19 protein-coding genes and 1 riboswitch are annotated in these 20,822 nt (G+C 29.2%); of the genes, 5 read left to right on the plus strand and 14 right to left on the minus strand.

Annotated elements, in window-relative coordinates; translation table 11 throughout:
• The 3 genes from prfA to B9N70_RS05305 are packed head-to-tail and all read right to left on the minus strand — an operon-like array spanning nucleotide 1 to nucleotide 3,394.
• Entirely contained in the window at nucleotides 1-1,074 is a 1,074-nt protein-coding gene (gene prfA, locus B9N70_RS05295; protein ID WP_085114755.1) for a peptide chain release factor 1, read from the minus strand.
• Entirely contained in the window at nucleotides 1,071-2,171 is a 1,101-nt protein-coding gene (gene ispG, locus B9N70_RS05300; RefSeq protein ID WP_085114756.1) for a flavodoxin-dependent (E)-4-hydroxy-3-methylbut-2-enyl-diphosphate synthase, read from the minus strand. The genes prfA and ispG overlap by 4 nt, the downstream gene beginning before the upstream one ends.
• A 5-nt stretch (nucleotides 2,172-2,176) precedes the next feature.
• Entirely contained in the window at nucleotides 2,177-3,394 is a 1,218-nt protein-coding gene (locus B9N70_RS05305; protein ID WP_085114757.1) for an aspartate kinase, read from the minus strand.
• Nucleotides 3,395-3,471: 77 nt separating this feature from the next.
• Here B9N70_RS05305 and ubiG point away from each other — a divergent pair, with 77 nt between their 5' ends.
• Nucleotides 3,472-4,194: a bifunctional 2-polyprenyl-6-hydroxyphenol methylase/3-demethylubiquinol 3-O-methyltransferase UbiG gene (ubiG, locus tag B9N70_RS05310; RefSeq protein ID WP_085114758.1), complete on the plus strand. Its 723-nt coding sequence runs from the start codon at nucleotides 3,472-3,474 to the stop codon at nucleotides 4,192-4,194.
• On the opposite strand, the gene B9N70_RS05315 is transcribed toward ubiG, so the two are convergent.
• Nucleotides 4,191-4,619 carry a DUF1178 family protein gene (locus tag B9N70_RS05315; RefSeq protein WP_085114759.1) on the minus strand — a complete coding sequence of 143 codons (429 nt, stop codon included), beginning with the start codon at nucleotides 4,617-4,619 and terminating at the stop codon, nucleotides 4,191-4,193. The genes ubiG and B9N70_RS05315 overlap by 4 nt on opposite strands.
• Nucleotides 4,620-4,658: 39 nt before the next feature.
• A complete protein-coding gene (gene argJ / locus B9N70_RS05320) occupies nucleotides 4,659-5,960 on the minus strand; it encodes a bifunctional glutamate N-acetyltransferase/amino-acid acetyltransferase ArgJ (protein ID WP_085114760.1) in 1,302 nt (433 codons plus the stop codon).
• 62 nt (nucleotides 5,961-6,022) lie between these two features.
• Here argJ and secA point away from each other — a divergent pair, with 62 nt between their 5' ends.
• Nucleotides 6,023-8,587 carry a preprotein translocase subunit SecA gene (gene secA / locus B9N70_RS05325; protein ID WP_085114761.1) on the plus strand — a complete coding sequence of 855 codons (2,565 nt, stop codon included), beginning with the start codon at nucleotides 6,023-6,025 and terminating at the stop codon, nucleotides 8,585-8,587.
• Here the strand turns inward: secA and B9N70_RS05330 are convergent.
• Nucleotides 8,582-9,682, minus strand: a complete 1,101-nt coding sequence (locus tag B9N70_RS05330; protein WP_085114762.1) for an acetyl-CoA carboxylase carboxyltransferase subunit alpha — start codon at nucleotides 9,680-9,682, stop codon at nucleotides 8,582-8,584. The two genes, secA and B9N70_RS05330, sit on opposite strands and share 6 nt — an antisense overlap.
• 92 nt (nucleotides 9,683-9,774) lie before the next feature.
• Nucleotides 9,775-9,861: riboswitch (glycine riboswitch) on the plus strand.
• Between the two features lie 90 nt (nucleotides 9,862-9,951).
• Between B9N70_RS05330 and B9N70_RS05335 the strand changes: the two genes are divergently transcribed.
• A complete protein-coding gene (locus B9N70_RS05335; RefSeq protein WP_085114763.1) occupies nucleotides 9,952-12,135 on the plus strand; it encodes a malate synthase G in 2,184 nt (727 codons plus the stop codon).
• Here B9N70_RS05335 and recR read toward each other — a convergent pair.
• The 5 genes from recR to kdsB form a co-directional block, all read right to left on the minus strand.
• Complete coding sequence (gene recR, locus B9N70_RS05340; RefSeq protein WP_085114764.1) at nucleotides 12,122-12,733, minus strand: recombination mediator RecR; 612 nt, start codon at nucleotides 12,731-12,733, stop codon at nucleotides 12,122-12,124. The two genes, B9N70_RS05335 and recR, sit on opposite strands and share 14 nt — an antisense overlap.
• Before the next feature lie 3 nt (nucleotides 12,734-12,736).
• Nucleotides 12,737-13,054: a YbaB/EbfC family nucleoid-associated protein gene (locus B9N70_RS05345; RefSeq protein ID WP_085114765.1), complete on the minus strand. Its 318-nt coding sequence runs from the start codon at nucleotides 13,052-13,054 to the stop codon at nucleotides 12,737-12,739.
• Nucleotides 13,051-14,712 (minus strand): DNA polymerase III subunit gamma/tau, encoded by a 1,662-nt coding sequence (dnaX, locus tag B9N70_RS05350; protein ID WP_085114766.1) that lies wholly within the window; start codon nucleotides 14,710-14,712, stop codon nucleotides 13,051-13,053. Before dnaX ends, B9N70_RS05345 begins: the two co-directional genes overlap by 4 nt.
• Nucleotides 14,713-14,851: 139 nt before the next feature.
• A complete protein-coding gene (locus tag B9N70_RS05355; RefSeq protein ID WP_085114767.1) occupies nucleotides 14,852-15,688 on the minus strand; it encodes a prephenate dehydratase domain-containing protein in 837 nt (278 codons plus the stop codon).
• Nucleotides 15,688-16,425 (minus strand): 3-deoxy-manno-octulosonate cytidylyltransferase, encoded by a 738-nt coding sequence (gene kdsB / locus B9N70_RS05360; protein WP_085114768.1) that lies wholly within the window; start codon nucleotides 16,423-16,425, stop codon nucleotides 15,688-15,690. Before kdsB ends, B9N70_RS05355 begins: the two co-directional genes overlap by 1 nt.
• A gap of 107 nt (nucleotides 16,426-16,532) precedes the next feature.
• On the opposite strand from kdsB, the gene B9N70_RS05365 reads away from it, so the two are divergent.
• Nucleotides 16,533-17,072 (plus strand): c-type cytochrome, encoded by a 540-nt coding sequence (locus tag B9N70_RS05365; protein ID WP_085114769.1) that lies wholly within the window; start codon nucleotides 16,533-16,535, stop codon nucleotides 17,070-17,072.
• Here the strand turns inward: B9N70_RS05365 and B9N70_RS05370 are convergent.
• Both B9N70_RS05370 and B9N70_RS05375 read right to left on the minus strand, forming a co-directional pair.
• Nucleotides 17,064-17,993, minus strand: a complete 930-nt coding sequence (locus tag B9N70_RS05370; RefSeq protein WP_085114770.1) for an ornithine carbamoyltransferase — start codon at nucleotides 17,991-17,993, stop codon at nucleotides 17,064-17,066. The two genes, B9N70_RS05365 and B9N70_RS05370, sit on opposite strands and share 9 nt — an antisense overlap.
• A 4-nt stretch (nucleotides 17,994-17,997) precedes the next feature.
• Nucleotides 17,998-19,161: an aspartate aminotransferase family protein gene (locus tag B9N70_RS05375; protein WP_085114771.1), complete on the minus strand. Its 1,164-nt coding sequence runs from the start codon at nucleotides 19,159-19,161 to the stop codon at nucleotides 17,998-18,000.
• Nucleotides 19,162-19,342: 181 nt separating this feature from the next.
• Between B9N70_RS05375 and B9N70_RS05380 the strand changes: the two genes are divergently transcribed.
• Nucleotides 19,343-19,837: a GcrA family cell cycle regulator gene (locus B9N70_RS05380; protein WP_085114772.1), complete on the plus strand. Its 495-nt coding sequence runs from the start codon at nucleotides 19,343-19,345 to the stop codon at nucleotides 19,835-19,837.
• 6 nt (nucleotides 19,838-19,843) lie between these two features.
• Here B9N70_RS05380 and B9N70_RS05385 read toward each other — a convergent pair whose 3' ends face one another.
• A complete protein-coding gene (locus tag B9N70_RS05385; RefSeq protein ID WP_085114773.1) occupies nucleotides 19,844-20,815 on the minus strand; it encodes a complex I NDUFA9 subunit family protein in 972 nt (323 codons plus the stop codon).
• Nucleotides 20,816-20,822: the final 7 nt, after the last annotated feature.

Here is a 20,822-nt window from a genome sequence, read left to right on the forward strand (position 1 = left end):
TTAATTAAGATTACTCAAACTTTCTTCTTGAGCTTGTAGTGTTAAAGATTCAATCATTTCATCAAAAGCTTCTCCCTCTAAAAATTCCTCTAATTTATGAAGTGTAAGATTTATTCTGTGATCTGTAACTCTTCCTTGAGGAAAGTTATAAGTTCTAATTCTTTCGGATCTATCACCAGTACCTATTTTACTTTTTCGATCTTTTGATCTTTCTTGATCAATTCTATTTCTCTCTAATTCATAAATTCTTGCTCTTAATATTTTCATTCCTTTTGCCTTATTTTTATGCTGAGATTTTTCATCCTGTTGTGAAACTGAAAGTCCTGTTGGAATGTGTGTAATTCTAACTGCACTATCTGTAGTATTTACAGATTGTCCTCCAGGTCCTCCTGCTCTAAAAACATCAATTCTAAGATCAGACTCATTAATCTTTAAATCTACCTCCTCAGCCTCTGGCAAAACTGCAACTGTTGCTGCAGATGTATGAACTCGTCCTTGAGTTTCTGTATCAGGAACTCTTTGAACTCTATGAACCCCACTTTCATATTTTAATGTTGAATAAATATTTGTACCCTTGATTGAAGCTATAACTTCTTTTAGCCCACCTGCTTCACTTCTTGATATCGAAATTAATTCAACAGCCCATTTTTTTTTATGACTAACTTTTTCATACATCTTAAATAAATCTGCAGCAAATAAACTTGCCTCTAATCCACCAGTACCTGCTCTAATTTCAATTATTGCATCTTTTTTATCAGCTTCATCTTTTGGCAATAAGAATAATTTTAATTTTTTTTCATTTTTTTCTTTTTCATTTTCAAGATCATCTAATTCAGTTTCAGCCATTTTTTTAAGCTCTTCATCAGAAGACTTATCATCTAAAATTTTCTGAAGTTCTAATTTGTCATTTTTATAAGAGATATATTTTTTTGCATTTTGAATAATTTCATTTAAATCTGAGTATTCTTTAGATTTATCGGCAAAAGTTTTTTTATCAATTGAACCAGTAGAAAGTTCTTTTTCTAAAATTGCATGCTTGCTAATTAGCTCTTCAATTGTTTTTTCAGGTATCATTTATTTATTTCAAGCTCGATAGCTTTTTTTTCAACTTCTTCTACAACTTTTGAAATAATGTTGTCTGTTAATACTTTTTCTGACTGAATACCTGATAAATAAAGCATATTATTACCTTTTCCACCACCTGTAATTCCAATATCTGTCATTGCTGCCTCTCCTGGTCCATTTACTACACATCCGATTATGCTTAGCGTAATTGGTGTTTTAATGTGAGCTAACTTTTCCTCTAAAATTTTAACAGTATCAATAACTTGGAATGCTTGTCTTGCACAAGATGGGCATGAAATTATTTTAACACCACGATTTTTTAAGTTTAATGATTTTAATATTTCATTACCAATTTTTATCTCTTTTACAGGGTCATCTGATAGTGAAACTCTTATAGTATCACCTATACCATCTAATAATAAACTACCTAAACCAATAGCTGATTTTATACTTCCTGATACAAAACTTCCTGCTTCTGTAATTCCAAGATGAAGTGGATAATCAGTTACATTTGAAAGCTGTCTATAGGCTGCTATTGATAAAAAAACATCTGATGATTTAACACTTATCTTAAAGTTTAAAAAATCCTTATCCTCTAAAATTTTTATATTTCTTAAAGCACTTTCAACTAATGCTTCAGGACATGGTTCCTTATATTTTTCTAAAATATCTTTTTCAAGAGAACCTGCATTAACTCCTATTCTTATGGAACAATCGTTATCTTGAGCAGCTTTTAAAACTTCATGAACTTTCTCTATATCACCTATGTTGCCAGGATTAATTCTCAAACATTTTGCTCCATTTACTGCAGCTTCAATTGCTCTTTTATAATGAAAATGAATATCTGCAATTACTGGTATATTCACATTTTTGGTAATCTCTTTTAATGCTTTAGATGATTCTTCATCTGGACATGAAACTCTAACTAAATCTGCTCCCTCTTCTTGAATTTCAATAATTTGATTTATTGTAGCCTTGATATCTGTAGTTAAAGTATTGGTCATTGATTGGACTGATATCGGATTATCACCACCAACTTTTACTTCTCCAACATTTATAACTTTGGTTTTTGCTCTTTTGATCTCTCTAAATGGTCTAATGCTCATGAAGACTAATCTAATTTAAATTCTTTATGCAATACAGTGATTGCTTTTTTTACTAGTTTAGATGAAATTAAGACTGAAATTTTAATTTCAGAAGTTGATATCACCATAATATTTATTTTTTCAGAGGCTAAGGCTTTGAACATTCTATATGTTATTCCTGGTGTTGTAATCATTCCAACTCCAATAATTGAAACTTTAGCTAAATCTTTATCAAAGGAAATCTTTTTGTAAGTAATATTCTTATTTTCTCTAATTATTTTTTCAGTTTTTTTTATATCCTCAGATTTTATAGTAAATGTTAAATCGGTTTCTTTTCCATTTAGAGAGATATTTTGAACAACCATATCAACATTTATTAAATTCTTAGACAGAGGTTCAAAAATATGTGCTGCTACGCCAGGTTTATCTTTTACACCTGCTATTGTAATTTTTGCATCATTTTTAGTTGAAGAAATGCCAGTAATTATTTGATCACTAAAGTCTTTCTTTTTAAAGCTTTTAGTAATTAAAGTTCCAGGCTTGTTAATAAAAGATGACTTTACTCTAATATCAATGATATTTAATTTAGCATCTTGAACTGAAGTTGGCTGCATGACCTTTGAACCTAAAGATGACATCTCTAGCATTTCATCATACTCAATTCGCTCTATTTTTTTCGCTTTTTTATGTAGCCTTGGATCTGTTGTAAATACACCCTCAACATCCGTATAAATAATGCACTCATCTGCTTTTAAAAATTTTGCAAGCATAATTGCAGATGCATCTGATCCACTTCTTCCAATAGTTGTTAATCTTGAATGAATATTTATTCCTTGAAACCCAGTGATAATTGGAATTCCTCCTGAGTTGATATATTTTAATAATTCTTTAGTTGCTATTTTGTCAATTCTTGAACTTTTATATGGACCATCTGTGATAATTGGAATTTGCCATGACATCCAAGATCTTGAATTTAATCCTAAATGACTCAGTCGTCCTGCGATTAAAGCACAAGCAGCCTGCTCACCAGTTGAAACCAAAACATCATATTCTGCTTCATTAAATTGATTACTTATTAATTTTGATTTTTTTATTAAATCATTTGTAACCCCACTCATTGCGGAGGAAACAACAATAACTTTGTTTTTCTTTTTCTTATATCCTAGAATTATGTTTGAAACTTTTTTAATTCTATCAATAGAACCTACAGATGTTCCTCCAAATTTAAGTACTACGGTTTTCATTGTTTTTAAAAAAAAGCACAATTTAATTAATATTTGATAAATTGCATCTTAATTGTTATGTCAATTAATTATTTTATATGAGCAGTGTAAATTATAAAGAAATTGAAAAATTCTCGAAGATTGCTGAAGAATGGTGGGATCCCAAAGGTAAATTTAAGCCATTACATAAATTTAATCCAATTAGAATTGCTTATATTAAAGATCATATAATTAAAACCTTTAAAATAATTGAAAAAAAAACACCTTTAAAAAAATTAAAAGTTTTAGATATCGGATGTGGAGGTGGTTTATTATCTGAACCAATGTGTAGATTAGGAGCTGAAGTGACTGCTATTGATGCATCTGAAAGAAATATTAAGGTTGCAAAACTTCATGCAAAAAAAAATAATCTAAAAATAAATTATATTCATACTTCACCAGAAAAAATGAAAGTTAAAAATCATTTTGACGTTATTTTAAATATGGAAATTGTAGAACACGTTGAAGATGTTAATTTTTTTTTAAAATCTTGTAGTAAACTTTTAAAAAAAGATGGAATAATGTTTGTTGCAACTTTGAACAAAACACTTAAATCTTATTTATTTGCAATTGTAGGTGCTGAGTATGTTTTGCGATGGCTTCCTATTGGTACTCATGATTGGGAGAAGTTTGTAAAACCAGATGAATTAATTTCTACACTCAAAAACTATAATCTTAATTTGGATAAAATTGATGGTATGCAATTTAATATTTTAACTGACAAATGGAAAATAAGTTCAGATAAATCAGTAAATTATATTACTAAATTTATAAAAAATTAATTATTTTTATCCTCTACCCAAGGTATCAATTGGGCATCAATTCCTTCTTCTCTCAGTTCTTTAAGGTCCTGTTTTGATGCTGTGCCATAAATACCTTCTTGTTTTTTCTTATTATCGTAATGAATAGATCGAGCTTCATAAGCAAAGTTATTTCCTACATACTCAAAATTATTTTTAATAAACTTTTGGTATTCTGTGATTGTTTTTTTTATTTTATCATATTTTTTTTGGTCTTTATAATTTGTTGAATTAAATTTTTTACTAATTAAATTTGGTGCCATTAAACTTTTTTCTACTTCTAAAGAATTACAATTGTGACAATTCAAAAATTTTTTCTTTTTTAATTTTTCATATTCTCTTGAACTTGCAAACCAACTTTCAAAAGTTAAATTACATTTCTTACAATTTAGACTATACTTAATCATAATATTAATTTGGTAATTTGGTTTAAAATTTCAATAGTCTTAACTTCTGTAGTCGGCATTTATTTCTATGTATTTTTTAGTTAAATCCATTGTATATACAGTAAAACTCTTTTTGCCTGTTCCTATTTTTATATTTATTTCAATATTTTGATTTTTCATATACTCGGCCACTTCTGATTCATTGTAATTTGGATCGATCTTACCTTTTTTAACAATGCTAATATTACCAAATAGGATAGCAATCTTATCGATTTTAATTGGTACCTGTGCTTTACCAATAGCCATGATCACTCTACCCCAATTAGGATCTTCACCGGCAATTGCTGTTTTTACTAATGGAGAGTTAGCAATAGAAAAAGCGATTGTTTTTGCATCAAACTCTGTTTTTGTATCATTAATATTTATAGTTATAAATTTTGAGGCACCTTCACCATCTGCAACTATTCTTTTAGCTAAACTTAATAAAGTTCTATGAAGTGATTGATCAAAATCTTTTAATATTTTGTCATTAAAACTATTTATTTTTTTGTGAACTGCTTGGCCGGTTGAAAAAATTGAAACCATATCATTTGTACTCGTGTCTCCATCACAGCTTATGGCATTAAATGTTGTTTCTATATTTTTATTTAAAAGCTTTTTAAGTATATCATTTGATAAATCTGCATCAGTGAAAATATATCCAAGTGTAGTTGCTAGGTTTGGATGTATCATGCCAGAACCTTTTGCAATACCATAAATTTTAACTAAAGTTTTTCCTATATAACATTCTTCCATAGCTACTTTTGGTTGAGTATCTGTTGTCATGATCCCAAGTGCAGCCTTCATCCAAATAAATTTATTTTGTGTATATTTGATATTCTTTATTAAATCAGGAATTTTAGTAATTATTTTTTGTTCTGGAAAAGTTTCACCTATTGTTCCTGTGCAGCCAAACAAAATATTTTTTGATCTAATAATTTTTGGCTCATCCTCATCATGCTTTTGTTTATCAGTTAACTCACGAGATATTACCCCAGCAATATTTTGAATGCTTTTATATCCCTGATCACCCGTAAAAGCATTAGCATTTCTTGTATTGACCAATAATGAAAAAATCTTTTTAGTTTTCTGATTAATGTTCCATTTTATGTTCTCAGATACTATTTTAGACTTAGTATAAACTGATGCAAAATTTGCCCCCTCCCTAAAATAAAACATGACCAAATCATCTCTAGGAGTTTTGTAAAGATTTGCACTGATAGCTGAAACAGATAAACCATCTAAATGATCTAAATCCTGAAAATCATTCATTTTATGATTTTTTGATTTGGAATTTAAAAAATTCGATATATTGAAACCCATGCTATTTAAAATCGTTATTTAATAGTTATATTAATCTTATAATTAATTATATATCAAAACCAATGTTTAATCCTTTAAGCTTTATTTCTAAATTTATCAAATCCAGTAATCAGAAAGAACTGGATAGGATTACTAAAATTGTTGAAAACATCAATTCATTAGAACAAAACTTTAAAAACCTTAATGACAAAGATTTTCCCAACAAGACTAATGAATTAAAAAATAGAATAAAAAACGGTGAAACTTTAGATCAAATTTTACCTGAAGCGTTTGCCTTAGTAAGAGAGGCCTCTAAAAGATCTAGGAAAGAAAGACATTATGATGTCCAGTTAATTGGTGGTGTTGTCTTGCATGAAAATAAAATTGCAGAAATGAGAACAGGAGAAGGAAAAACTTTGACCATTGCACTTTCTGCTTATTTGAACGCTCTAGAGGAAAAAGGTGTGCATGTAGTTACAGTAAATGATTATCTTGCAAAAAGAGATTCTCAAGAGATGGGTCAGATTTATAATTTCTTAGGTTTGACATCGGGATTTATTAATAATGATCAAAATGATTTTGAAAGAAAGAAAAATTATAATTGTGATATTACATATGCCACAAACAGCGAGTTAGGCTTTGATTATCTAAGAGATAATATGAAATACTCACTTGATGAAAAAGTTCAAAGAGAGCATCATTATTCAATAGTTGATGAAATAGACTCTTGTTTAATTGATGAGGCTAGAACACCTTTGGTAATTTCTGGAGCAGCTGAAGATAAAACTAATCAATATTTAGCTATTGATAAATTAGTAAAACAATTAAAAAAAGAAGATTATGAAATAGATGAAAAAGATAAAAATATATTATTAACAAATAACGGTATCAACAATGTTGAAAAAATATTTTCGAATGCAGGTATTTTAAAAAATAATAACTTCTATGATCCTGAAAATTTAGCTTTAGTTCATCACGTAAATCAAGCACTAAGAGCAAATCATCTATTTGAAAAAGGAAAAGATTACATCATAAAAGATAATAGTTTAAAAATTATTGATGAATTAACAGGAAGAATTCTTGAGGGCAGAAGGTTTGGTGATGGTCTACATCAGGCTTTAGAAGCTAAAGAAAAAATTGAAATTCAGGCTGAGAATCAAACTCTAGCGTCTATTACTTATCAAAATTATTTTAAACTATATAAAAGAATATCAGGTTGTACTGGAACAGCTGCAACAGAAGCAGAAGAATTTTATGAAATTTATAATTTACCAGTAGTTGTGATTCCAACTAACAATCCTATGATACGGAAAGATTATAATGATCAAATATTTAGATCTGAAGATGAAAAAAACCAAGCAATAGTAAAAAATATAAAAGAATGTAATCAATCTGGACAGCCATTATTAGTATTTACTTCTAGTGTGAATAAATCTGAAGTTTATTCAAAACTACTATCAAGAGAAAATATCAAACACGTAGTTTTAAATGCCAAAAATCATGAAAGTGAAGCAGAAATTATCGCTAACGCAGGTAAAGAAGGTTCTGTAATTATAACAACTAGTATCTCGGGTAGAGGTGTTGATATTCAACTAGGAGGAAAAAAAGGATCTATTCCAGATGAACAACTAAAAAAAGAAAAAAATAAAATAAAATCATTGGGTGGCTTGTTTGTAATAGGCACTGAAAGAATGGAGTCTAGAAGAGTTGACAACCAGGCTAGAGGAAGATCTGGTAGACAAGGTGATGAAGGTAGCTCAATTTTTTATGTAAGTTTAGAAGATGATTTAATGAGAATATTTGGATCAGAGTCCATGAATAATATTCTTCAAAAACTTGGGCTCAAAGATGGGGAAAGTATTGACCACCCTTGGATTAATAAAGCTCTTGAAAGAGCTCAGCAAAAAGTTGAAGCCAGAAATTTTGATATCAGGAAAACCTTAATAAAATTTGATAATGTTCTTAACGATCAAAGGCACGTAATATTTTCACAAAGAAATGATGCAATGAATAGTGATCAAATTTTTGATTATTCAGAGGATTTTTTAAAAGAAATCATTGATGATTTAATAAAATTAAAAATTCAAAAAATTGCAAACTCAAAAAGTAGCGAATTTGATAACAGATTAAAATCTCTGATGGGCAAAACTCTAAAAGAAGATGATTTTGTAGTGATTAACTCTTTAAATGATAATGATTTTAGAAAAAGAATAAGAGATCAGTTTAATTTTAGTAGAGCTGAAAGAACAAAAATATTAGGTGAAAATCAATCAAAAGAAATTGAAAAAAGAATTTTATTGCAATCGATAGACATGAATTGGAAATCACATATTCAATATTTGGAGCAATTAAGACAAGTTATTGGGTTAAGATCTTATGGTCAAAGAGATCCTTTGATAGAATATAAAAAAGAGGCATATGATTTATTTTCAAATCTATTAGAAAAACTAAAACTTGATTACATCACAGTTTTAATGAATTTAAAAATTGTTGAGCAGCCTAGGCAGGAAAACAATAAAAATAAAGAACCTGAAATACTTAATAATCCAAAATGCCTTTTAATTTTGAAAAAAGACCAAAAAATTTCAAGAAATGATAGATGCGAAGCAACTGGCAAAAAATTCAAACAGTGCTGTGGAGCTTTATAAAAAAATAGTTACTAAAAAAGCTATTAACAATAAAAAAGCTGCTGTTAAAAAAAATATCTTTTTATTTTTACTATAAAATTGTTCTAAATTATTTTTCTTGGTTTCCAGTGTGCTCAGACTTTTTGGATTACTAATAAAACCTTTGTTTCTTCCTATTTTTAGAAATTTATTTTTTCTTTGATCTAAAATTTCCTCAGCAGACATCTCTTTATATGCATTTAAGTTTTTGGAAATGGACTCTCTTACATTACTTAAAATTAAGTTTCTGTCTCGATGTGCACCACCAAGCGGTTCAGGGATAATCTCATCAATAACCTTTAATTCCAGAAGATCTCTCGCTGAAAGTTTCATGGCTTTTGCAGCATCTAACATTTTTTTTGGATCCCTCCATAAAATAGTTGCACATCCTTCAGGTGATATAACGGAATAAATTGCATTCTCTAACATTATAACTTTACTAGATGAAGCAAGAGCTATTGCCCCTCCAGACCCTCCCTCACCAATCACTATTGCTAATGTTGGGACCCTTAATTTCATACAGCACTCAATTGATTTAGCAATTGCCTCTGCCTGTCCTCTTTCCTCTGCACCTACTCCAGGATAAGCACCAGGTGTATCAATGAATGAAATTATCGGAATATTGAATTTGTCTGCAAGCTCCATTAATCGAATTGTTTTTCTATAACCTTCAGGCCTCATCATCCCAAAGTTTCTTTCAATTCTTGTTTCTAGATTTTCACCTTTCTCTTGTCCTATTACTAAAACTGATTGCCCATTAAATTTTGCAAATCCAGTAAGAACTGACTTATCTTCACCATAATATCTATCACCTGCTAAAGAAATGAAGTCCTCAAATAAATTATCTATAAAAAATTTTGACTTAGGCCGATCCTCATGTCTTGCGACCATCGTAGTTTGCCAAGGATCTAATGAAGAATAAATTTCTTTTAATTTTTTATCTAATTCATCTTGAGTTTTTGAAATCTTATTAGTATCTACCTCTGAGAGGCCACCTTGATTGTAAGGATCTTTTAGTTTCTCAAGCTCACTTTCTAAGTTTTTTATATCAGACTCAAAGTTAAGATAATTTTTCATTTTATGAGAATAGTACTTATGCTTTAAAAAAGGCAATAAAATGTTTTAGTTTTTTATTAATAAATTGACATCAATATATTAACTTGTAGATTTCTCCCTTATCGGGAGAGACTAATATTTTAGCACCGAAGGAGCAACCACCCCGGAAACTCTCAGGTAAACTGGACCGATAATGGCATAACACTCTGGAAAGTGAATAATTTTCCGCCGAAGGAGCAAAACTCTCAGGCAAAAATACAGATGGGGTAAAGTAAAAAGTAATAAGTGATATGCAGGAAAAATATATAAACGTAAACAATCTAAGAGTTTCAGAAAAACTTCTTAATTTTGTCAATGAGGAGTTGTTAAAAGATACTGAAGTTTCTCCTAATAGTTTTTGGGCGGGGTTTGATAAAGCAGTTCATGAACTTGCTCCAAAGAACAAAGAATTATTAAATATTAGAGATAAACTGCAAAAACAAATCGATGAGTGGCATATCAAAAATAAAGGAAATGAAATTAATATTGATGAATATAAAAAATTTCTTTTAGACATAGGTTATCTTAAAGAAGAAGGTCCAGATTTTAAAATCGAAACAAATAATATTGATGAAGAAATTGCAAACATAGCAGGACCGCAACTTGTAGTTCCAATAATGAATGCACGATACGCGCTTAATGCTGCTAACGCTCGATGGATGAGTTTGTATGATAGTTTGTATGGAACAGATGCTATCAAGCCTATTGATACTTCAAAGAAGGATTATGATGCTTCTAGAGGAGAGCTAGTAATTAATTATGCAAAGGAATTTTTAGATAAATATTTTTCATTAGAAAACTTTAGCTGGAAGGAGGTTACAAGTTTTGATATTCAAGAAAAATCCTTAATTATTTATAATAATGAAAAAACAACAAAGTTAAAAGATCAAAATAAATTTATAGGTCACATAGGTGAAAGTGATAAACCTTCTTCAATTATTCTTAAAAATAATAATCTCCACATTGAAATATTAGTTGATCCAACTTCTTTAAGTGGCAAACAAGATCCGGCAGGGATTACCGATTTAATTATAGAGTCTGCGCTGTCAACTATTTGTGATAACGAAGACAGTGTTGCGGCTGTAGATGCTGAAGATAAAGTTGCTTGTTATCAAAATTGGTTGGGACTGATGAAGGGAGACCTTGTAAATAAATTTGAAAAAAATGGAAAAACTATTGAGAGAAAACTGAATAAAGACAAAAGCTATATCTCAAAAGATGGCCTTGGACTTAAATTGCATGGTAGAAGTTTGTTGCTTGTCCGAAATGTTGGACATCTCATGACAAATTCTGCGATCTTATTAAAAGATGGTGCAGAAATTCCTGAAGGAATAATGGATGCATTCATTACAACAGCTGCAGCCCTTCATGATTTTAAACTGAAAGGTAATTCAAGATCTGGCTCTGTTTATATTGTTAAACCAAAAATGCATGGGCCAGATGAAACTGCTTTTACAGATTTGATTTTTACTAAGGTTGAGGAAGTTTTAAATTTAAAAAAATATACCTGCAAAATTGGAATTATGGATGAGGAGAGAAGAACCTCAGCTAATCTTAAAGAGTGCATTAGATCTCTTATGAATAGAGTATTTTTTATAAACACTGGATTTTTAGACAGAACTGGTGATGAGATGCACACCTCTATGGAAGCTGGTCCAATGATTAAAAAAGGTGATATGAAATCATCGAAGTGGATTAATGCCTATGAAAATAACAATGTTGATGTTGGTATAAAGTGTGGATTTTCAGGAAAAGCACAAATTGGAAAAGGTATGTGGGCTATGCCAGACAAAATGAAAGACATGTTAGAACAAAAAACAGATCACTTAAAAGCTGGTGCTAATTGTGCGTGGGTACCATCTCCAACCGCAGCAGCTTTGCATGCATTACATTATCATGAAATAAATATTTTTGATAAACAGAAAGAAATTCAATCAAGAGATGCTGCTAAACTTAATGATCTTCTAACAATTCCTGTTGCGGATAGACCAAACTGGTCATTAGAAGAAATTAGATCAGAAGTTTCAAATTCTGCTCAAACTCTTCTAGGATATGTTGTAAGATGGATTGATCATGGAGTTGGATGCTCTAAGGTTCCAGACATTAATAATGTTGGACTAATGGAAGATAGAGCAACTTTAAGAATTTCATCTCAGCATATAGCCAATTGGGTGCATCATGAGATTATTTCTAAAGAAAACGTGATTGAAATTATGAAAGAGATGGCAAAAGTAGTTGATAAGCAAAATGAAAATGACTCTGCTTATTCTAGAAGTGGTAGATCGAGTTATAATAAAATGTCTGATGACTTTGAAAATTCAATAGCTTTCTCAGCAGCCTGTGATTTAATTTTTAAAGGCAAAGAACAACCTTCTGGATATACAGAACCTTTGTTACATTTAAATAGAATTAAAATTAAATCTATTCAGAATTAGAATTTAAATTTGAACGATTTTTAAAAGCGGAGAACAAAGTACCATCATCTAAACTTTCTATTTCCCCTCCGACAGGTAAACCTTGTGCTAACTTTGTGATTTTTGCATTAGTTTTCTTTAAGCTATCCTGAATATAATAAGCTGTGGTCTGTCCTTCTACAGTTGCACTAGTTGCTAAAATAACTTCTTCAATTTTATCCTTAACCACTCTTTCAACTAAAGAATTTATTAAAAGATCTTCTTTTCTGTGTCCTGCAGAAGCTAATGTGCCCCCAAGAATATGGAAGTATCCCTTATAAATGTTTGAGTTCTCTATTGACCATTGATCTGCTATATCTTCAACAACACAAATTTTATTATATTTTTCTTTAACATTTTCACAATTTATACATCCCTCATTAACAGATTTTAAAGAACCACATGAGTTACATCGTGTTACATTTTTATAAACTTGAGCTAATGTATTAGCCATTGGTTTTATAATTTCATCTCTATTATTGATGAGTTTTAATACAATTCGTTTTGCTGATTTAGGACCAAGACCAGGTAATTTTGAAATTAATTTTACTAGATCTTCTATTTCAGTAATATTTTGCATCAACTATAATGGCCATTTAAAACCAGGAATACCCAAACCACCAGTAGCTTTTGAAATTTCTTCTGTAGTTTTTGATTTTAATTGAGATTTTGCGTTGTTATGTGCAGCAACTATTAAATCCTCAAGAATTGACTTATCTTCCTTCAAAATTTCATCAGATAATTCAATTTTTTGCATCTCACCTTCTCCATCTAATGTAACTTTAACAGAATTAGAGCCCGATACTCCTTCAACTCTAATACTTTTAATTTTTTCTTGGCTTTCCTTCATTTTTGCCTCTAATTCTTTAGCTTTTTCCAGTATCTTTGAAAAATCCGTCATTTATCTTCATTCTTTCTAGTGAGCTTAACGTCAATTAATTCAGCATCTGGAAAATACTCCATTACCATCTTATGCAAATCTGTTTTTTTTGTACTTTCAATTAATTCTTTTTGTTCGTTTTTTTCTTTGTCTTTAATTGACATCTCTCCCTGATTTTTACTAAAACTAATAATCCACCTCTCATTAGTCCATTCCAATAATTTTGTTGATAAATTTTTTACAAAATCTTTGTCCAGATTGTCATTAAAAGAAATTTCTATTCTACAATTTTCAAATTTTACTAGATTGACATTTTTTTCTAACTCATATTTAAGTTTCATTTCTTTCTTAATAGAACACAATTCTACTAATTCATTAAAAGACTGAATTTTAATATTATTTAGATTTTTTGTACTTATCTGTGAATCTAATTTCATTTTTTTTTCTTGTGAAACATTTTTGATCTGATTGATAGTATCTTTATTCATAATTTTAGATGCGATATTTGTTTCTATCTTTTCTTTTGGATCCTGCAGATCTTCAGTAGCAACCTTATCTTCATCTTTAGGCTTAAATCCTTTGATATGAATTAACCTTAATAAAAACATCTCAATTGATAAATGTTGATTAGACACAATATCTAATTCACTAAGAGTTTTTATTGTGAACTGCCAAAATAAGATCAAAACTTCATTGTTAATATTATCTGATATTTCCTTAATTTGATTAAACTCTTCATCGTTGAGAGAGAAGTTTGTACTTTCCAATGTAAGAGAATTTATATTTTTAAAATAATATAAAATTTCTAAAAAATCATTAATGAATATTTTTGGTTCAACACCTTGATCATAGATATTTCTATAACTTTCAATAACTTTATTCTCATCACCTTTTAAGATTAAATTAAACATCTCTATTAATTGTGATTTATCAAAATATCCAAATATTTTTTGTGCTACACTTAGATCTAATTCTTTCTCACCATCAAGACTTAAAAGGGCTCTATCAAGTAGTGATAACGCATCTCTAACAGATCCTTCGGAAATTTTTACAATGAGCTTTAATGCTTCATCAGTTGCATTGCCTTTTTCTTTATCTTTAATCTTTTTTATAAAATCAAATAATTCTGATGATTTTATTCTAGATAAATCAAATCTTTGACATCTAGAGACTACCGTAATTGGTATTTTTTTTATCTCTGTTGTAGCAAATATAAATTTTAGGTACTCTGGAGGTTCCTCTAGTGTCTTTAATAAAGCATTGAAAGCTTGTTTGCTTAACATGTGTACTTCATCAATGATAAAAATTTTGTACTTAGATGAAGTTGGTCCATATCTTGAAAATTCAATTAAGTCTCTAACATCATCTACGCCTGTTTTACTTGCAGCATCCATTTCAAGTACATCTATGTGTCTTGACTCTGCAATAGCCTCACAGTTTTCACATAAATTCTCTTTACATAAATTTTCTATTCCGTTTAGACAGTTAAGGGATTTTGCAACAATTCTTGCTATTGTTGTTTTTCCTATACCTCTTATGCCTGTAAAAAGGTAAGCATTTGGTACTTTATTTGACTTAATAGAATTTATAATTGTTTCAGCAACAACTTCTTGTCCAATCAGATCATCAAATATCTGTGGTCTGTATTTAAGAGCTAAAACTTTTGTATTTTTGTTCATTATTATATTTTAGGAGACTAGAACCTGAATAACTGTCTCTACGACTGCTTCCGTTAAGATCTGGTCGGATTCAAGCAGCATCCACCTCTAGCCTCCAGAACTATTATAGCAGTATTATTTTCTATTCTACAAGAAAAGATTATAATTTTTTATCTCTAATTGGATCAGCTTCAAATACACCTAGAACATGAAAATCTTGACAGTGAAGACCAAGCTCTTCAAGTGATTTTTGAACTTTTTTATCCTCAATGTGTCCATCAAGATCACACAAAAAAAAGAATGAGTCGAAAGAATTTTTTTCAGGATAACTTTGTAATTTAGTTAAGTTTACACCATTAATAGCAAAACCACCAAGAGACTGGTAAAGTGCTGCAGGTTTACTTTTTAATTTAAATAAAAAAGATGTGATATATTTTTTATTTGAAAACTCTGGTTGAGTTAGTTCTTTACCCATAACTAGAAATCTTGTTAAATTTCCTTTTTCATTTTCAATATTCTTTTTAATTATTTCTAATCCATAAGTTTCAGCACTCAAAGAAGAGGCTATTGCAGCTTCATCTCTTTTTTTATTTTTAGCAATCATTTCTGCAGATCCAGCTGTATCTGCTCTTACATGTTCATTTAAATTATTTTTTTTTATGAAATTTGAGCACTGTGATAATGCTTGAGCGTGAGAAAATACATTTTTAATATCAGTTAATTTTGCACCTTTTTGACCTAAAAGATTGTGTTCAATTTTTTGAAAATGTTCTGAATAAATATTTAAACGATATTTAAATATGAGGTATTCAATACCAATATTTCCAGTAATTCTATTTGACTCTGGGATAACAATTCTAGAATTTTTTTCATTGGAAGCATTCAAGAAACATTCATCAAAAGTCTTACATGGAATTATTTCTGCCTTCGCGTCAATTTCAAGTGATGCTAAGTGAGAATATGCTCCATATGTACCTTGGAAATAAATCTTACTCATTATTCTTTATATTCCATAATTTTTTTTATAGCCAGATAATCTTCCATGGTGTCCACTCCAATTGGTGATCTATTTGCAAGAGCAACATTAATGTTAATACTGTTATCCATAGCTCTTAATTGTTCTAATTTGTTTTCTAATTCATTTTTAGATTGTTTTAACATTACAAATTTTTTTAAAATCGCCACCTCATAACAATAAATACCTATATGGTGAAATATTTGAGTTTGATTTTGTGCATCAACATTTCTCATAAAATTTTCTGCTAATGGAAATGAGTTTTTGTCAAAAGGTTGTTTAAGTTTAACTTTAACTACATTTTCATCTATATACATTTCTTTTTTTTCAATTTTTGCCGCTAGAGTTCCAATCTTTGAATTATTTTCTCGCATTTTAAGTTCTAAATTTTTAATATCTTCGATGTCAATGTTGGGTTCATCTCCCTGAATATTCATTACTAAATCAATTTCTTTCTTATCTAATAAATTTAGTGCTTCAAATATTCTATCAGTTCCAGTTTTGTGATTTTTAGAGGTTAAAATTGCTTTTCCACCATTATTTTCTATATCATCTATAATTTCTTTATCCTCAGTTGCTACAACAACCTCACCAATTTTAGCATTACTAGCTCTTTCATAAACATGTGAAATGATCGATTTACCATTTATCTGTAACAAAGGTTTACCTGGCAATCTGGTTGCTGACATTCTTGAAGGTATAATCACTAATGTTTTCATAGATTTTTTATGATTATTTAGATTATAAAGAGGGGCAAAATTGTACAGTAAAATTTGAGGAATTATAAAATTTTAGTGTTATAGGTCTATTATAAATTTTTATCAAAATGGATTCTTTTGAAATTAATAAGATAGTTGCTGCTGTCCTCTTGGTTGCCTTACTCGTGATCGGAATTGGAAAACTTTCTAATGTAATATTCTATGTTGAGAAACCTGAAAAACCAGGTTATGTGGTAGAAGTCCAACAAGCATCTAATTCAACAACAGCTAATGCTAATGTAGAGGATAAAAAAGTTGATATCGCAGCTTTAATGGCTTTAGGAGATGTTAATGCAGGAGAAAAAATTTTTAAAAAATGTGCAGCATGCCACTCTATAAATCAAGGTGGTGCTAATAAAATTGGACCCGCATTATATAATGTTGTTGGAAGAAAAATTGGTGGTGTAGCAGATTATAAATATTCAAAAGCATTTGTTGAATATGGTAAAGAATGGAATTTTGAAGAGTTGAATGGTTTTTTAATTAAACCAAGCAAGTGGATTAAAGGCACTAAGATGGCTTACGCAGGATTAAGAAAAGAAGCAGATAGAGCTTCGATCATAAAATACCTTAATCAAAATTCAGATAGCCCTCTTCCTCTACCTTAATTTTCCAAAACAATATAATAAAATACTTTTTTGAACATGAGCTCTGTTTAGAGCTTGAAGCCAAACTTTTGAATTTTTGCTTTTAAATACTGTATCTTCTACTTCTGATCCTCTTGGTAAACAATGTAAAAAAGTGCAATCTTTTTTTGCTAAACTCATTAATTTTTTACTTACTCTATAATTTTTAAAATCTTTGACTTTATTTTTTTTGTTAACTTTATCATTAAGAGATATTACTTTATCTGAGAATATAACATCGGCATTTGATGCTGCTTTTTTTGCATCATTAAAAATATAAATTTTTTTCTTTTGGTCTTTAACCCAATCTAGAACAAATTTTTTAGGTTCATATTTTTTTGGACATCCAATGCTTAGTTTAAAAGAAAATTTAACAGAAGCTGCAATCAAACTATTTAAAACATTATTGGAGTCACCTATCCAAGTAATATTTAATTTTGAAATTGGTTTTTTTTTAATTTCTTCAACAGTAAAAACATCTGATAACACTTGTGTTGGATGTGATGAGGGAGACAATCCATTAATAATTGGAATTGATAAATATTTCTTAAACTTTTCAACTTTTTGATCACTATCAGTTCGAAGCATAAAACCATCTCCATAAGTAGATAAGATTTTAGCTGTATCTTCCAAAGATTCTCCTCCCTCACCTAGATGTAATTCATTGGATCTCAATGTAATAGTCCCACCACCTAATTGTTTTATTGCCAGATAAAAGCTCAATCTTGTTCTAAGGCTTGATTTTTCAAACATTTGGATCAAAAGTTTACCTTTTAAAGGTGCATCTTTATCAAGTTGAAGAGTGTTTAAATTAGATCTTTTTTGTTTTCTTTTTTTAGCATCAATTAATATTTTTCTAAGATCCTTAGCAGGAATATCTTTAAGATTTATAAAATGTTTCATTTATCTAATAATTAGCACAAACTTTTTTGATTATTTTTAAAGCTGTATCAAGTTCAGTTTTTTTTACGTTTAGTGGAGGCAAAATTCTCACAACATTTTCTGCGGCTCTTATAGTCAACAACTTATTATTCATTAATTGCTTGATGAAATTAGTTTGGTCTTTATGAAGTTGTAGCCCAATCAAAAATCCTCTGCCTCTTATATCTTTGATTATGTTTGGATAAATTTTTTTAAGCTTATTCAACTCATTAAAGAAATATTTAGAATTTTTTTTAACATTATTTAAAAAACTTTTTTTCGAAATAATATCAAAGACAGTATTTCCTATCTGCATTGCAAGTGGATTTCCTCCAAAAGTTGAACCATGAGTTCCAGCAACCATTCCAGATGCAACTTTTTTATTCATTAAAACTGCACCAATAGGAAAACCTCCTCCTATACCTTTTGCAATGGGAACTATATCTGGCTTCACTTTTGATTTTTCAAAAGCAAAAAAATCTCCAGATCTACCAATTCCACATTGAACCTCATCAAGAATTAATAAGACATTTTTTTCATCACAAATCTTTCTAAGGCCTTTTAGACACCAATCAGGAATAACTTTGATGCCACCCTCGCCCATTATTGTTTCAACCATCACTGCTGCTGTATTTTTAGTTATCAGTTTTTTTAGTGATTTATGATCACCAAAATTAAAATGATCAAAACCACCAACCTTTGGTCCAAAACCTTCTGTCATTTTTTTTGAACCACTAGCGTAAATTGCAGCTATTGTTCTTCCATGAAAAGAATTCTTTATGCATAAAATTCTATTTTTATTAGGCTTTCCAATTGAATAAAAATATCGTCTTGCAACTTTTATTGCGGCTTCAGTAGCCTCTGCACCACTATTTTGAAACATTACAAAATCAGCAAATGTTTTTTTTACTATTTTTTTTGCTAATTTTTCTCCCTCTGGGATAATAAATGCATTCGATACATGCCAAACTTTTTTAGATTGATTATTTAGAGTTTTTATTAATCTTGGATGAGCATGGCCTAAAGAATTAACTGCAATTCCTTGCACAAAATCCAAATACTTTTGACCATTAACTGAAATTAGGTAGCTTCCTTTTCCTTTGCTAAAAGCAATTTTTTTTCGATTATAATTTTTTGCAAGAAAGCTCATTATTTAAATTAGGTAATACTAAATCGTTAAAAATTAAATCAAATAAATTCAATTTTCGATTGTAATTATTAATTAAGAACTAATTAAAGTTGTTAATAACTGGCAAATAATCGTTGTTAATCTGGTTTTTATAACACTATATTGTGTTTTTTTACAAAACTAATACACTATATAGGTAAATATGAGCTGGACAGAGGAGAAAGTTTCAAAGTTAAAAGAATTATGGGGCAAGGGTAATACTGCAAGTCAAATTGCTGAGATTATCGGCGGTATCAGTAGAAATGCAGTAATTGGAAAAGCACATCGACTTAATTTGTCTGCTAAAATAAAAACACGAACAGCTACATCAAACAAAAATTTTGATAATAATTTAGAAGCTAACAGCGTTCAGTCAAAAAGAGGAAGAAAAAGTAGATTTAAATCATTAATAATTGAAAAAGATTTTGAACCAGAAAATCCTAAACAACTAGAGGAATTAGATGAAAGTTCATGCAAATGGCCAATTGGACATCCTGATGAAAAAAATTTTTATTTTTGTGGTAGATCGTCTTTAAAAGATTTTTCTTATTGCAAACTTCATTTGCTTTACGCCTACCAGCCTAAGGGTAAAAAAGAGGATATTGCTGATAAACAAGAGGTTCCAGAATTTATAGAAAAAAAAATTCAGTCAGCTTAAATAAAATTAAGTATTTTCTTCCATTGAATATTTTTCTGTAGAGAATTGTCCGCCCTCTCTCCACATATAAGAGTATTTTTTTACTTCTTCATTAAAATATTTTTTACCAGGTACGCCTATGTCTGAATTACTTTTATATTTTCCAGTTAAAACATTATCATATTTAAGTAATCTCAATTGATCTTCTGTTAAAATTGGATTTGGTGATAACTGAAAAATTTTTGCCGTAAGTGTAGCAAGTTGTAATGGCATAGGTATTAATATTCTTTTTTTATTAATTAAAGCTAGAAGTCTTTCGATTATCTCTCTAAAATTTATTACCTCAGGTCCTACACATTCAATTATTTTTGAATTTATATTTTTTGTAATCGTCTCATAAATCACATCTGTTAAATCTGAACAGTGAATTGGTGAAAATTTTGTTTTACCTGAATAATATAAAGGGAAAATTGGAAGTCGATTTAATAGTGTCATAAAATTAGTCGTAAAATTATCATCAACAGAATAAACGATTGAGGGTCTCAGAATAGTGGAAAGTGGAAAATTATTTATAATGTTTTTTTCACCCTCTAATTTACTTTTTGCATATTTGCTATCTATTGCATCATTAATTCCAAGAGCTGAAAGATGTATAAAATTTTTTAATTTATATTCCCTTGCTAATTTAGATAGCAACGACGGAAAAAGGGTGTGTATATTATAAAAAGTATTTCCTTTTTTTTTCTCAAATAAAATTCCTATTAAATTTATGCAAATATCTGACTTTGAAAATAAATCTCTTATTTTTTTTTCATCATAAATATTAGCCTCAACGATATCAATATAACCTGCATTTCCTTGGGTTTTAATAATATAGCTTTTCTGATGTATATTTCTTGTTACTACAGTTACTTTGATATTATTTTTTGTAAGTTTTCGAATTAAGTTTCTTCCTATTTGACCACTACCGCCAAAAATTAGACAATTCTTAGGTTTCATATATATA

Source organism: Candidatus Pelagibacter sp. HIMB1321, assembly GCF_900177485.1.
GTDB lineage: Bacteria > Pseudomonadota > Alphaproteobacteria > Pelagibacterales > Pelagibacteraceae > Pelagibacter.